This window comes from Streptacidiphilus jiangxiensis (genome assembly GCF_900109465.1).
Taxonomy (GTDB): Bacteria; Actinomycetota; Actinomycetes; order Streptomycetales; family Streptomycetaceae; genus Streptacidiphilus; species Streptacidiphilus jiangxiensis.
This window is the reverse complement of the sequence record NZ_FOAZ01000016.1, coordinates 140,913-153,278: the sequence shown is the minus strand read 5'-3', so window position 1 is coordinate 153,278 and position 12,366 is coordinate 140,913. Positions and strand designations below refer to the sequence as shown.

Annotated in this window: 16 protein-coding genes; 8 read left to right on the top strand and 8 right to left on the bottom strand. The window is 71.7% G+C overall.

The features are described from left to right. Positions 1–35 precede the first annotated feature (35 nt). Positions 36–1,061 carry an SMP-30/gluconolactonase/LRE family protein gene (locus tag BMY61_RS27775; RefSeq protein ID WP_082015222.1) on the bottom strand — a complete coding sequence of 342 codons (1,026 nt, stop codon included), beginning with the start codon at positions 1,059–1,061 and terminating at the stop codon, positions 36–38. A 166-nt stretch (positions 1,062–1,227) separates the two neighbouring features. On the opposite strand from BMY61_RS27775, the gene BMY61_RS27770 reads away from it, so the two are divergent. Further along, positions 1,228–2,451 (top strand): serine hydrolase domain-containing protein, encoded by a 1,224-nt coding sequence (locus tag BMY61_RS27770; protein WP_042451499.1) that lies wholly within the window; start codon positions 1,228–1,230, stop codon positions 2,449–2,451. A 10-nt stretch (positions 2,452–2,461) separates the two neighbouring features. On the opposite strand, the gene BMY61_RS27765 is transcribed toward BMY61_RS27770, so the two are convergent. Then, entirely contained in the window at positions 2,462–2,779 is a 318-nt protein-coding gene (locus tag BMY61_RS27765) for an HPr family phosphocarrier protein (protein WP_201777601.1), read from the bottom strand. 68 nt (positions 2,780–2,847) lie between these two features. Between BMY61_RS27765 and BMY61_RS27760 the strand changes: the two genes are divergently transcribed. Continuing rightward, entirely contained in the window at positions 2,848–3,627 is a 780-nt protein-coding gene (locus BMY61_RS27760; RefSeq protein WP_236656163.1) for a class I SAM-dependent methyltransferase, read from the top strand. Here the strand turns inward: BMY61_RS27760 and BMY61_RS27755 are convergent. Genes BMY61_RS27755 through BMY61_RS27745 form a run of 3 tightly spaced genes read right to left on the bottom strand, consistent with a single transcriptional unit; the run spans position 3,617 to position 5,470 of the window. Beyond that, complete coding sequence (locus BMY61_RS27755) at positions 3,617–4,147, bottom strand: hypothetical protein (protein WP_042451503.1); 531 nt, start codon at positions 4,145–4,147, stop codon at positions 3,617–3,619. The two genes, BMY61_RS27760 and BMY61_RS27755, sit on opposite strands and share 11 nt — an antisense overlap. Positions 4,148–4,149: 2 nt before the next feature. Next, positions 4,150–4,779, bottom strand: a complete 630-nt coding sequence (locus BMY61_RS27750; protein WP_042451504.1) for a TetR/AcrR family transcriptional regulator — start codon at positions 4,777–4,779, stop codon at positions 4,150–4,152. A 31-nt stretch (positions 4,780–4,810) separates the two neighbouring features. Continuing rightward, the gene (locus BMY61_RS27745) at positions 4,811–5,470 is read right to left on the bottom strand and encodes a hypothetical protein (protein WP_042451625.1); all 660 of its coding nucleotides are present in this window, start codon (positions 5,468–5,470) and stop codon (positions 4,811–4,813) included. Positions 5,471–5,772: 302 nt separating this feature from the next. On the opposite strand from BMY61_RS27745, the gene BMY61_RS27740 reads away from it, so the two are divergent. From BMY61_RS27740 to BMY61_RS47155, 4 genes are all read left to right on the top strand, one after another. After that, positions 5,773–6,918, top strand: a complete 1,146-nt coding sequence (locus BMY61_RS27740; protein WP_042451506.1) for an ABC transporter ATP-binding protein — start codon at positions 5,773–5,775, stop codon at positions 6,916–6,918. After that, positions 6,918–7,613 carry an ABC transporter permease gene (locus BMY61_RS27735; RefSeq protein ID WP_218162003.1) on the top strand — a complete coding sequence of 232 codons (696 nt, stop codon included), beginning with the start codon at positions 6,918–6,920 and terminating at the stop codon, positions 7,611–7,613. Before BMY61_RS27740 ends, BMY61_RS27735 begins: the two co-directional genes overlap by 1 nt. Then, positions 7,610–8,407 (top strand): ABC transporter permease, encoded by a 798-nt coding sequence (locus tag BMY61_RS27730; protein ID WP_063773310.1) that lies wholly within the window; start codon positions 7,610–7,612, stop codon positions 8,405–8,407. Before BMY61_RS27735 ends, BMY61_RS27730 begins: the two co-directional genes overlap by 4 nt. 76 nt (positions 8,408–8,483) lie before the next feature. Beyond that, complete coding sequence (locus BMY61_RS47155) at positions 8,484–9,449, top strand: glycine betaine ABC transporter substrate-binding protein (protein ID WP_052438959.1); 966 nt, start codon at positions 8,484–8,486, stop codon at positions 9,447–9,449. 30 nt (positions 9,450–9,479) lie between these two features. Here BMY61_RS47155 and BMY61_RS27720 read toward each other — a convergent pair whose 3' ends face one another. From BMY61_RS27720 to BMY61_RS27710, 3 genes are all read right to left on the bottom strand, one after another. Next, positions 9,480–9,974 (bottom strand): SRPBCC family protein, encoded by a 495-nt coding sequence (locus tag BMY61_RS27720; protein ID WP_042451508.1) that lies wholly within the window; start codon positions 9,972–9,974, stop codon positions 9,480–9,482. Further along, positions 9,971–10,351 (bottom strand): ArsR/SmtB family transcription factor, encoded by a 381-nt coding sequence (locus BMY61_RS27715; protein ID WP_042451510.1) that lies wholly within the window; start codon positions 10,349–10,351, stop codon positions 9,971–9,973. The genes BMY61_RS27720 and BMY61_RS27715 overlap by 4 nt, the downstream gene beginning before the upstream one ends. Positions 10,352–10,485: 134 nt before the next feature. Continuing rightward, positions 10,486–10,974, bottom strand: coding sequence for a MarR family winged helix-turn-helix transcriptional regulator (locus tag BMY61_RS27710; RefSeq protein ID WP_042451512.1), 489 nt, complete (start codon positions 10,972–10,974; stop codon positions 10,486–10,488). A gap of 100 nt (positions 10,975–11,074) precedes the next feature. On the opposite strand from BMY61_RS27710, the gene BMY61_RS27705 reads away from it, so the two are divergent. Continuing rightward, positions 11,075–11,458 (top strand): nuclear transport factor 2 family protein, encoded by a 384-nt coding sequence (locus tag BMY61_RS27705; RefSeq protein ID WP_052438960.1) that lies wholly within the window; start codon positions 11,075–11,077, stop codon positions 11,456–11,458. Between the two features lie 37 nt (positions 11,459–11,495). Beyond that, positions 11,496–12,254 (top strand): SDR family NAD(P)-dependent oxidoreductase, encoded by a 759-nt coding sequence (locus BMY61_RS27700; RefSeq protein WP_042451514.1) that lies wholly within the window; start codon positions 11,496–11,498, stop codon positions 12,252–12,254. Positions 12,255–12,366: the final 112 nt, after the last annotated feature.

Below are 12,366 nucleotides of genomic sequence, written 5' to 3'. Positions count from 1 at the left end.
GGTGGTCCGCCGCGCCGCCGCTACCGCGCGGCCGGTCAGATCCGGACGGCGGCCAGGTCGAGGGAGGCGAGGGCGGGTTCGGTGAGGGTGCCGAGCCAGAGCCGGCCGTCGTGCTCGGCGACTCCGGTGACCGCGCGGAAGGCCGCGCTCGGGCCCTGCAGGTCATGGACGACGCGGCCGGCGGTGTCGACGGCCATCACCCAGACAGTGGGCTTGGGCCCGGGCAGGAGCCCCTGCGGGACGCGCCACAGGGCCTGACGCGCGAGCGGGTGGCTGCGGTGCAGGCGGTCCAGAAGGGGGTCGCGGGGCGCGACCATCGCGATCCACAGCAGGCCGTGCGTGCCGGCGCCGAGGTTGTCGGGGAAGCCCGGCAGGTCGACGAAGGGCTCGCTGGTTCCGGCGCGCTCCCCGGTGAGCAGGTAGCGGATGACGCGGTAACTGCCGGTCTCGGCGATCGCCAGATAGGAGCCGTCCGGGCCGACGGCGAGACCGTTGGCGAACTGCAGCCCGTCCAACAGGACCTCGGGCTCGCCGCCCTCGTCCTCGGCGCGCAGGCGCAGCAACCGGCCGGTGCCGGAGTGCTCGAGGATGTCGGCCCGCCAGTCGTCGATGGTGAACCGGCGACTGGACTCGGTGAAGTACACCGTCCCGTCGGCGGTGGCGACGACGTTGCTGACCAGGCGCAGCGGCTCGCCGCCCGCGCTCGAGGCGAGGGTCTCGACGGCGCCGGTGTCGGGGTCGACGCGCAGCAGCCGCCCGAGGCGGGCGTCGCAGACCAGGACGCGCCCGTCGGGCAGCACCTCCAGCCCGGCGGGGCGGCCCGGAGCGATGTCGGCGAGGGTGACGGCCTCGCGGCCGTCGGGGCTGAGTCGCAGCAGGCGTCCGTCGGCGACACCGCACAGGACCCGTCCGGCCCCGTCCACCACGACGTCCTCCGGGCCGAGCCCGGAGAGCGGAACGAGCGTCAGCTCGGGAAGTGAGCGGTACCGCTTCCACACCCGTGCCCGGCCACCGCGCGGCGGCGGTGTCCACACCTGTGGTCGGAGGCTCTGCCGGGACATGCTTCCCCCTTGCCGGGGACGGAGGACGGAGGACGGAAGGATCGGTGCTCGGGCCACATCATGCCGCGCGGGCGGGTCCGGTGCGAGCCCCTGCGGTGTGCGCCGTCGGAGTGCATGCCGGGGTGTCCTGCCGGAGATCGGGACCCTGGTGTGGACATGGTGATCCATGACTCACAAGCGAACCGCACTGCTCTGCGCCGCCACCCTGCTGCTCTCCTCCGCTCCGGCGCTGGCCGGCACCGCCGCGTCCGCGACCGTCGCGACGGCCTCGATGTCGCACGGTCACGACTGTGCCGCCTCGCCGACCCCCACCGGCGGCAGGGCGAAGGCGATCCTCGACGTGATCGAGCGGGACCGGCGCGAGCTGAAGCTGCGGGCCGTCGTCGGCCGGGTCACCCAGCACGGTCGCGACGTGTGGACGGGCGCGGTGGGGCCGTCGATGACCGGGGTGCCCGCCCGACCCGACATGCAGTTCCGAGTCGGGTCGGTGGGCATCGCCTTCATGGGCACGATCCTGCTGCAGCTCGTCGACGAGAAGCGGGTGAGCCTGGACGACCGCATCTCGCGCTGGCTGCCCGAGATCCCGCACGCGAAGGAGATCACGCTGCGGGAGCTGGCCGACACCACCTCCGGCTACCACGACTACGTGACCAACCCGGCGTTCGTGAACGAGCTGGAGGCCCACCCGTTCAGGCATTGGACGGCGAAGGACGTCCTCGCCTACGCCCATCTGCACGACCTGCTCTACAAGCCCGGCACCAACTTCAGCTACTCGCACGGCAACTTCGTGCTGCTCGGCGCGGCGCTGGAGCGGATCACCCACACCCGGCTCGACCGCCTGCTGGAGCAGCGCATCTACCGTCCGCTGGGGCTGCACGCGACCTCGAACAGCTACACCCCCGACATCCCCACTCCCGTGCTGCACGCTTTCACCTCCGAGCGCGGGAAGTACGAGGAGTCGACGTTCTGGAACCCGTCTTGGACGACGGCGCCGGGCGCCGTCATCACCCAGAACATCTGCGATCTCGCCCGCGCGGGCGCCGGCATCGGGTCCGGGCGGACCATCAGCCGCAAGAGCTACAAGACGCTGCTCGACCCCGGCACGATCGGGCTGGGCACGCCGACCAAGAAGTGCCCGCCGGGGGTCTGCCTGCCGCAGACCGAACAGGTGCACTACGGCGTCTCCGTCCTGGTGGTGAACGGCTGGGTCGTGCAGAACCCCTCCTTCTCCGGCTACGCGGCGGTCATGGCCTACCTGCCCTCCGAGGACCTGTCGATCGCCGTGTCCGTCACCTACTCGCCCAAGACCGACCAGAGCGTGCAGAACCCAGGCAACAACATCGCCAAGGACCTCTCCCACCTGCTGGTGCCGAACCAGCCGCTGGTCTGACTCCTCCGGCTCATCCGGCAGCGGCGGCCTCGAGGTCCTGTCGCATCAGCGCCGCGAGCTCGTCGAGGACGGCCCGGGCCCGCTCGGCGTCGGCCGGGTCCTCCTCGACGGTCAGTTCGAGCTCCTCGCCGTACGTGGCCGCCAGTGACATGACCGCGAGCAGACTGCGGCCGTCCACCGGCTCCTCGCCCGGCCGGGCGATCCGGACCGCGTGCGGGTGGCGCACCACGGCCTGCACGAACACCGAGGCAGGGCGCGCGTGCAGGCCGGAGGCGGTGCCGACGGTGGTGCGCGCGGTCACGGCAGCGGTGGCGTCGGGCAGGATCATCGGGGCTCCTCGGTACGGCTCGCTCGCGACGGACTGTACAACTTCCGCGTCGTGCCAGGATGATCGGCATGTCCGCTTCGACAAGAGCCCTGAGCTTCGGCGCGATCGCCCACGCCTACGAGGAGTTCCGGCCCGGCTACCCCGACGAGCTCGTCGAGCTGGTGCTGACCTTCGCGGGCCGCCGCGTCCGCACCGCCCTGGAGATCGGCGCGGGGACCGGCAAGGCCACCCGCCTCTTCGCCGCGCACGGCGTCGAGGTCACGGCGACGGATCCCGACGCCGCGATGCTCGCCGAGCTGAGCAAGGCGGTGCCCGCGCACGTGAGGACCGTGCAGGCCGCGTTCGAGGACCTGCAGCCCGGCCGCACCTACGACGTGGTCTACGCGGCGGCGTCCCTGCACTGGACCCGCCCGGAGGAGCGCTGGGCCCGGGTGGCCGCCCTCCTGGAACCCGACGGGGTGGTCGCCTGCTTCGGCGGCCCGGTCCAACTCGCCGACCCGGCGGTCGAGGAGTCGGTCCGTGCAGCCCGGGCGCCCTACCTGGAGAGCGACGACATCCCCTCCCCCGACGGCACCGCCCCCGAGGCGGAGATGCAGTGGCCGGGCACCGAGCTGCAGCACTCCGACCTGTTCACCGACGTGCGGCAGTCCGTCATCGAGCGGCGGCTGACGATGAGCGCGGCCGACTACGTCGGTTACCTCTCGACGGTCTCGGCCTACCTCCAACTGCCGGAACCGACCCGCCACCAGGCCTTCGCCGCCATCACCCGGGCCCTGCCCGCGACCGTCGAGATCGCCGCCGACATCACCGCCCACCTCGCCCGTCGCCGACCGGAGGTCAGCGTGTGAGCGGGTGACGCACGTACTCCGGCGGGGCGACCCCGGTCTCGATGCGGTTCTCGTCCAGGCCGTTGAGGATTCTGAAGCCGTCGCCTTCCTCGTCGCCGAAGGCGAACTCCACCGCCACCGTCCCGGCAGCCAGGTCACGACGATCGGCCGGGCGCCAGTCGAGCAGCGTCGTCTCACGCAATTCCCGCCCGACGAAAGGCTCGAGGCGAGCGTCGCAGCGGGACCACTCGGGCGTGAGCTCGAACCACTCCCACCCGACGAGGCCGGCTGCGACGTCGATCGTGTCCCAGCCGATCGAGAGCAGGTCGAGCTGGGAGTGGCAGATCTCCACCCGGACGCCGTCGAAGTCGAGCACCACGGGGCAGTCGGCGTACCAGTCCCCGTCCTCCACGAAGCGGACCACGGCGAAGCCCGTCAGTCGGCGCCCGACGAGGGCGGCCAGGCGTGAGCCGTGCGCTCGCCGGACCGCGTCGAGTCCCACCTCGTAGACCGGTTCGAAACCGGAGATGCCCAGATGCACGGTCAGGGCTCCAGCAGGGCTCGGACGAACTCCGAGATCGAGGGGCGCAGGTCGGTCAGGCCGGCGATGTCGTCGGCCTCGATCCGGGCCGTCACCAGGGCGCTCACCGCGCCGAGGATCGTGCGCCCGATGAAGCGCGGCTCCAGGCCGGACCGCCACTGGCCACCCGCCTCGATGGCGTCCGCCACGAGCATCGCGAACCGCTCCTGACGCGCCATCCGCCGCTCCACCGCGCCGTAGCCCGCGCCGTAGACCTCGATCAGGAACACCCGCGCCGAGGCGGGAGACGCCTCCAGCACACCGAGGTAGGCGTCCATGACGCGCTCCAGCCGCACCAGCACCGGATCGTCCACCGCACCGAACGCAGCCTCGATGCGCGCGATGAACAGGTCGGCGGAATGGTCGAACGCCGCGAGAAAGCACTCCTCCTTGTTGGCGAAGTGCTCGTAGAACGTCTGCCGGGAGATCCGCGCCCGCTTGAGCACGGCACCGACCGTCGCCACGCCGTACCCCTGCTCGGCCACCACGGCCACCATCGCCGCCAACAGCCGCGCCCGCTGCGCCGCGCCGACCTCCTCCCGGCTCAGGTGGTGATGTCCACGCGGCAGCGTCCGCACTCGCTCGGTTTCCACCCGCGAAATCTACCGCCGCGCCCCGTACCCGTCAGTTCACCGTCTCGTACCCGAGCGCACGCGCCCGCGCCGCCACGGCCTCGAAGTCCGCCTCCGGGTTGAGCGCGCCGACCGTCGCCCGGGTCAGCGGCGCTCGCGCCAGCAGCGCGGAAACCGCGGCTCTGTCGGCCGGGCGCTCGTAGTAGTCCTCGACGTACGAGCAGGCGGCATCCGTGCCGCCGTCGACGAGCAGCTCGAAGAGCCAGTCGGCGCCGTCGGTCTCACCCGGCTCGAACGTCACCGGCCCGCACTGCCATGCGGGTGCTCCCGCCTCACGCCACACGCAGACCGTCGCGTCGAAGAAGTCCTCGAAGCGGAACGCCGGCTCGGCGGGATAGTGGGCCAGCGAGGCCGGCAGACCGTCGAGCAGGCCCGGCCAGTGGGCGCGTGGCCAGTCGCGCCACGGAGTGGCGGCGCACTCGTGGTCGAAGCCGTAGAGGAAGACCCCGGCCGGATCGAAGGCTATGCGGAACAGATCCCCCGAGCCGTTGTCCATCGTGGCCACCTGCACGCCGGAGCCGCCCCACTCCGGGACGAAGTCGTACGTCTCGGCGTAGCCGTCGATCACGACGTCGAGGAGCGCGAGCGCCTGACAGCGCGCACGCAGGACGTCGGGTTCGGGGAGGGCGGTCACCAGGTCGTGAACGGTCATGACGGCATTGAACACGTCCCCACTGACAGCGCCCCGGCCGGCCGCCGCCTCACCCCAGGCGGGCGCGCATCACGGAGCCGGGGAGGGAGGGGTTCGCGGCGACGGAGAAGGCGACCTGGCAGGTGGGGTGGATCCACGCGGCGTCGTCCTGCCGCACACCGAACGCCACGCTCACTCGATTTTCGGCCCTTTGCTTCACCCGTTCGGCCTACGCCTTCGAGCGCGTCGCCCGCCCCCGCGCCGTCGCGGACAGTTCGATGGTGTCCGCACCTGTCTCCGGCCGAAAGGGGGGTCGCGGCCTCGTGATCCGGTTCGAGTCCGTCAGTAAGAAGTACCCCGACGGCACCGTCGCCGTCGACCGACTCGACCTGGTCGCCCCGTCCGGCGCGATCACCGTCCTGGTCGGGCCGTCGGGCTGCGGCAAGACCACCAGCCTGCGCATGATCAACCGGATGATCGAGCCGACCGACGGCCGCATCTGGCTGGACGACCGCGACACCGCCACCGTCCCCACCCACCAGCTGCGCCGCGGCATCGGCTATGTCATCCAGCATGCCGGGCTCTTCCCGCACCGGACCGTCCTGGACAACATCACCACCGTGCCCGAGCTGCTCGGCCACGACAGGAAACGGGCGCGGCGCCGGGCGTTGGAACTGATGGAGCGGGTCGGGCTGCCGCCGCACTTCGCCAAGCGCTACCCGGCCCAGCTCTCCGGCGGACAGCAGCAGCGCGTCGGTGTCGCCCGCGCGCTCGCGGCGGACCCGCCGGTGATGCTGATGGACGAGCCGTTCAGCGCCGTCGACCCGGTGGTGCGGGCGCAGCTGCAGAACGAGTTCCTGAACCTGCAGGGCGAGCTCGGCAAGACGATCGTCTTCGTCACCCACGACATCGACGAGGCCATCAAGCTCGGCGACCAGGTCGCGGTGCTGCAGGTGGGGGGCAGGCTGGCGCAGCTGGCGCCGCCCGCCGAGCTGCTCTCGGAGCCCGCCGACACCTTCGTCGCCGGCTTCGTCGGACGCGACCGCGGCTACCGGGCGCTCGGCTTCGCCGGGGCCGGCCGGCTGCCGGTCCGTCAGGAGCAGGTGATCGCCCTCGGCGCCGCGTCGGGCGAGGCACGCGACGCCGCCGAGGGCGGCTGGGTGCTGGTGACGGACGCGGCGCAGCGCCCCCAGGGCTGGCTGCGCGCCGAGGCCGACGCGGACCCGCCGCCGTCCACCCCCGCCGAGCCGGTCACGGAGGCGCAGCTCAACCTGGGCGGCACGCTCGCCTCGGAGAACGCCACACTGCGCGAGGCACTCGACGCCGCGCTCTCCTCCCCCAGCGGCCGGGGCGTGATCGTCGACGACTCGGGCCGCCTGCTCGGCACGGTGACCGCGTCCGAGGTCCTGGCCCGGATCGAACAGCAACGCGCGGCCGGCGAGCGTTCGACCCAGGGTGGGGAGTCGTGATGCGTCTGCTCGCCGTCGACTCCTCCCCGTTCGGCATGTTCGACTACTTCCGCCAGCACCAGGACGAGGTACTGAACTGGCTGGGCTACCACGCCTGGCTCTCCGCGGTCCCGGTGGTCGTGGGCCTGCTGGTCGCGCTGCCGCTGGGCTGGCTGGCGCACCGCTACCGGTGGGCCTACCCGCCGCTGGTCACCGCGGCAGGGCTGCTGTACACCATCCCCTCGATCGCCCTGTTCGTCTCCATCCCGTCCATCATCGGCACCCAGATCCTCGACCCGATCAACGTGGCGGTCGCCCTCACCGTCTACACCGTCGCCCTGCTGGTCCGCGTCGTGGCCGACGGGCTGGGTGCGGTGTCGGCGGACGTCGCGCAGGCCGCGACGGCGATGGGGCTGACCCGACGTCAACGGCTGCTCAAGGTGGAGCTGCCGCTCGCGGTGCCGGTGATCGCGGCCGGCGTCCGGGTCGCGGTCGTGGCCAACGTGAGTCTGGTGGCGGTCGCCGGGACCATCGGTGTCCCCAACCTCGGGCAGCTCTTCACCACCGGCTTCCAGCTCTCCGTCGGCAGTCCGTACTACCCGCCGATCACCCTCGGCATCGTGCTGTGCGTGCTGCTGGCGCTGGCGTTCGACCTGTTCGTGGTCGGCGCCACCTGGCTCGCCACCCCCTGGCGCCGGGCGGTGAGCGGCTCGTGATCCAGTGGCTCAACGACCCCGGCAACTGGACGGCACCCGGCGGCATCCTCGACCAGCTCCGCGCGCACCTGCAGTACTCGATCATCGCGCTGGTGATCGCCGTCGCGCTGGCGCTGCCCGTCGGCCTGCTCATCGGGCACACCGGCCGCGGGCGGTGGCTGGTCACCGTCGCCAACGCGATGCGCGCGCTGCCCGTCGTCGGCCTGCTGATCCTGCTGTACGTGATGCTCGCGCCACACATCCACGGGAAGGGCGACACCGTCTACCTGCTGCCGACGGAGATCGTGCTGGTGCTGCTGGCGATCCCGCCGATCCTGGCCGGGACGGTCTCCGGCGTCGAGAACGTGGCGCCGGACGTGCGGGACGCCGCGGCCGCGATGGGCATGCGCGGCAGCCAGGTGGTGCGCCGGGTCGAACTGCCCAACGCGCTGCCGCTCGTCTTCTCCGGCCTGCGCAGTGCGACGCTCCAGGTCATCGCGACCGCCACGGTCGCCGCCTATCTGGGCCTCGGCGGACTCGGCCGGTTCGTCTACGACGGCCAGGCCAGCCAGAACTACGCCGAGCGCAACGCGGGGGCGGTGCTGGTCGCGCTGCTCGCGGTCGCCGCCGACCTCGTGCTGGCGCTCGCCCAGCGCTACACGGTCTCGCGTGGCGTCTCCGGCCGCTTTCCACGCGGTCGCACCTCGGAGGCGGCGGACGGGCCGGGCGGCGGCGACCTGCGGGGCGAGGGCGGCGGCGCGGCGGATGGCCCGCCGGTCACCGCCGAGACCCCGCCCAGCCCCCACACGGCCTGAGGCCGCCCCTGTTCCCTCGGACGCTCCCGCCACTCACCGGATCCTGCACCGGATCCCTCACTCACCAGGAGAAAGCATGAAGAAGGCCCTCACCTCCGCGCTCGTCGCAGCCTGCGCGGTGGCGCTGGCCGCCTGCGGCAGCAGTGGCAGCAGTGGCGCCAACGGACTCTCCACGAGCGGCGGCGCCTCCCCCTCGGGCGGCGGCTCGACCATCGCCGCGAAGCTGGTGCTCGGCGGCTCGCCGGAGTTCAAGACCCGACCCGACGGCATCCCCGGTCTCGAGCGGGTCTACGGCGTGACGTTCGGCTCCTACAAGACCCTGGACGCCGGCGGTCCACTGACCGTCAACGCGCTGAAGAACGGTCAGATCGACGCGGGCGACATCTTCACCACCGACCCGTCGATCCAGGCGGACGGCTTCGTCGTGCTGCAGGATCCGAAGAACCTCTACGCCGCACAGAACGTGCTGCCGCTCATCAACAAGGCGAAGGCGACCCCGGGGGTCACCTCCACCCTGAAGGCGGTCTCGGACACGCTGGACACCAGCACCCTCACGACCCTGAACGTCCACGTCATCACCGACAAGCAGGATCCGGCCGCCGTCGCCCAGGGCTGGCTCACCCAGGTGGGCCTCGCCAAGCACGGCACGGCGGCCCAGGGAGTGTCCGTCAAGATCGGGTCGGCGAACTTCCAGGAGAACGTGCTGCTCGCCGAGATCTACGCCGAGGCGCTGCGCGACCAGGGTGCGACGGTCACCACGCGCCTGAACATCGGCAGCCGCGAGACGTACATTCCGGGCCTGAAGGACGGCTCGATCGACCTGATCCCGGAGTACAGCGGCGTGCTGCTGCAGTACTTCGACCCCAAGGCGACCGCGGTCTCCTCGGCCGACGTCTACGCGGCGCTGCAGAAGGTCGTGCCGGCGCCGCTCACCGTGCTGGACCAGTCCTCCGCACAGGACAAGGACGCGATCGTGGTCACCAAGGCCACGGCGGACAAGTACCACCTGACCTCGATCGCCGACCTGGCCAAGAACGGCTGAGCGGGCACCGGCGCAACCACGGAAGGACGGTCAGCCGAGGGTGGCGAGCAGCGCGTCGAGCTTCTCGAAGCCCTCGGTCACACCGCGATCCATGCCGCTGGCCAGGATCATGTCGCGGGCGACCAGCGAGTCGACGAGCGAGAGGATGGTGACCCGGGTACGGCCGCCGCCGAGGTCCTCGAAGGTGGCGGTGTCGAGGGCGACGCCGTCCGGGTAGCCCTCGTAGGTGAAGGTCTGGACGAGGCGCCGCTCCGGGCGCACCTCGTGGAAGGAACCGTAGAAGGCGGCGATCTCCTCGCCGTCGCGCAGCTGCCGGTAGCGGTAGCTGCCGCCGGTGCGCAGGTCCCAGTGGTCGAACTTGGTGGAGAGGTCCTTCGGGCCCAGCCACTGGCCGACCAGCTCGGGCTCGATCCAGGCCCGGTAGACCTCCGCGACGGGCGCGTCGAACTCGCGGGTGATGCGGATGGTCGGCAGCTGCGGGTCGGCCTCGATGGCGGTCTCGTGGACCGGACGCTCGGTGGTCATGATGATGCAACTCCTTCGTCCTGTTGAGCTGTCTCTTCCTGATCCTGCTCTTCGTCCTCGGCCAGGGCCGCCAGGACGGCGTCCAGACGGCGGAACCGCTCCTCGGCGTTGCGCCGGTAGCGGTCGACCCAGGCGGTCATCTCGTCGAGCACGGCCGTCTCCAGATGGCACGGGCGGCGTTGTGCGTCGCGGGTCCGGCTGATCAAGCCGGCCTCCTCCAGCACCTTGAGGTGCTTGGAGACCGCCTGGAGCGACATGGCGAAGGGTTCGGCCAGCTGGCCGGGCGTGGCGTCGCCGAGCGACAGCCGGGCGACGATGTCCCGCCTGGTCGGGTCGGCGAGCGCGGTGAACGCCCGCGAGAGCTGGTCCTCGGCCACCGCTGCCCTCCAGGTTCCTTCTCAACCGATTGGTTGAGAACAACGTTACGCCGCTCCTCGGCATTGTCAACCAATCGGTTGACAATGCAGGTCAGGCGTCGCGGCCACGAGGGGCATCCGGGACCCGGCCGCGGTCACTCGACCGGAGGCTCCCCCTCGGTGGCGACGTTGGCCGTCAGGCGGCGCAGCAGATCGGTCAGCAGGGCGCGCTCGACGTCGGTGAGGCCGTCGTTGAGCCGCGCATCGAAGGCCATGGACGCCTCGCGCATCCGCAGGAACGCGGCCTCACCCTCCTCGGTGAGGGTCACCACGTGGATGCGGCGGTTGTCCGGATCGCGCTGACGTGAGATCAGACCGCGTTTGTCGAGGGCGTTCAGGTGGTGGGTGAGGGTGGCCTCGCGCAGGCCCACCGCCTGCGCCAGCTCGCGTTGGGTGCCGGGGCGCCCGATCTTCAGGTTGAGCAGGATCAGCCAGACCGGCAGCGAGCCGCCGGCCTGCTCCAGGGCCTCGTCGAAGGCGCGGCTCACCACGCGGGCGGCCCGGCCCAGCGCGAGCCCCGTCGGCGGGCGCGTCGGCGGCCCGACCGGCGGGCCCGTGGGGGGTGTGGGCTGCGGCGTCTGCATGCCGGGAGCGTACCAGGATTCATAGACACCTAACCCTTTGACATCGAAGGGTTCGAGGTCTATGTTTTCCGGAGAGGGTCCCGACCCAAGGAGGCACATCATGAGCGCCCTGATGGAGCGGCTCACCGCCTGGGCGGCAGCCGAGCGCAGCGGTGACGCCGCCGCACTCGACGGCCTGCTGCACCAGGAGTTCCGCGGCGTGGGCCCGTTCGGCTTCGTGCTCGACCGCGAGCAGTGGCTGCGGCGCTTCGCCGACGGCCTGCACTACTCCGAGTTCGCCTTCACATCGGATTTCGACATCCGGGAGGTCACGGGCACCGCCGTGGTCATCGGCACACAGGTGCAGTCCGGCAGCTACCAGGGCCGCCCGACGGACGGATCGTTCCGGGTGACGCTGATACTCACCGGCGGTCCCCAGTGGCGTCTGCTCGGCGCCCACCTGAGCCTGCGCACGCCGCCGGCGGCTCCTGCTGCCGCGTCCTGAACGTTGTCCGTACCGACCCAGTAAAGGGAGAACCACCATGAACGCTCTTCAGAACCGCGTCGCCCTGGTCACCGGCAGCTCCCGCGGCATCGGCGCCGGCATCGCCGAACTGTTCGCTGCCGAGGGAGCGCGCGTCGTCCTGCACGGGCGCGACGTCGAGGCCCTGGAGTCCGTCCGGGCGAAGATCTCCGCCGCCGGAGGCGAGGTGCTGGCGCTGACGGCCGACCTCACGCGCTTCGAGGAGATCGAGGCACTGCGCCTACGCGTCGAGGAGAGCTTCGGGCCCGTCGACGTGCTGGTGACCAACGCCGGGGGCAACCCGGTGCGCCCCGGGCCCATCGAGGAGATCACCGAGGAGGGCTGGCGGGCCGGCCTGGACGCCAATCTCACCAGCACCTTTTTGACGGTCAAGAGCTTCCTGCCCGGCATGAAGGCCCGCGGACACGGCAGCATCGTCACGCTCTCCTCCGCGGCGGCCCGCCGCCCGACGGCGCAGACCCCCTTCGGCTACGCGGCGGCCAAGGCCGGCGTCGAGCTGCTCACCCAGGGCCTCGCCCTTCAGGCCGGCCCCCACGGCGTGCGGGTCAACTGCCTCGCGCCGGAGACGATCCTGACGGAGCGCAACATGCGCCAGATACCGGCCGAGGTCCAGCGCACCCTGGTGGACGCCCACCCCGTCCGCCGCCTCGGCACCCCGGAGGACGTCGCACAGGCCGCTCTCTTCCTCGCAGCCGAGTCCGCGTCCTGGATCAGCGGCGTGGTCCTGGACGTGGCCGGCGGTTCCGTCCTGGCCTGAGGCCGATCCTGGGTCGGCCCCGTGAGCCGCCGCTGACGCCGTGAGATCTCGCGACGGCACTGAGCGGGGAGCACCGGGGCCGGTCGATGGCGGCCTGGCATGCAGCACACCC

Coding starts and splice junctions, on each gene's coding strand:
- BMY61_RS27770 (WP_042451499.1), top strand. CDS start 1,228: ATGACTCACAAGCGAACCGCACTGCTCTGCGCCGCCACCCTGCTGCTC.
- BMY61_RS27735 (WP_218162003.1), top strand. CDS start 6,918: ATGCGTCTGCTCGCCGTCGACTCCTCCCCGTTCGGCATGTTCGACTAC.
- BMY61_RS27775 (WP_082015222.1), bottom strand. CDS start 1,061: ATGTCCCGGCAGAGCCTCCGACCACAGGTGTGGACACCGCCGCCGCGC.
- BMY61_RS27760 (WP_236656163.1), top strand. CDS start 2,848: ATGTCCGCTTCGACAAGAGCCCTGAGCTTCGGCGCGATCGCCCACGCC.
- BMY61_RS27710 (WP_042451512.1), bottom strand. CDS start 10,974: ATGCAGACGCCGCAGCCCACACCCCCCACGGGCCCGCCGGTCGGGCCG.
- BMY61_RS27745 (WP_042451625.1), bottom strand. CDS start 5,470: ATGACCGTTCACGACCTGGTGACCGCCCTCCCCGAACCCGACGTCCTG.
- BMY61_RS47155 (WP_052438959.1), top strand. CDS start 8,484: ATGAAGAAGGCCCTCACCTCCGCGCTCGTCGCAGCCTGCGCGGTGGCG.
- BMY61_RS27705 (WP_052438960.1), top strand. CDS start 11,075: ATGAGCGCCCTGATGGAGCGGCTCACCGCCTGGGCGGCAGCCGAGCGC.
- BMY61_RS27765 (WP_201777601.1), bottom strand. CDS start 2,779: ATGATCCTGCCCGACGCCACCGCTGCCGTGACCGCGCGCACCACCGTC.
- BMY61_RS27720 (WP_042451508.1), bottom strand. CDS start 9,974: ATGACCACCGAGCGTCCGGTCCACGAGACCGCCATCGAGGCCGACCCG.
- BMY61_RS27700 (WP_042451514.1), top strand. CDS start 11,496: ATGAACGCTCTTCAGAACCGCGTCGCCCTGGTCACCGGCAGCTCCCGC.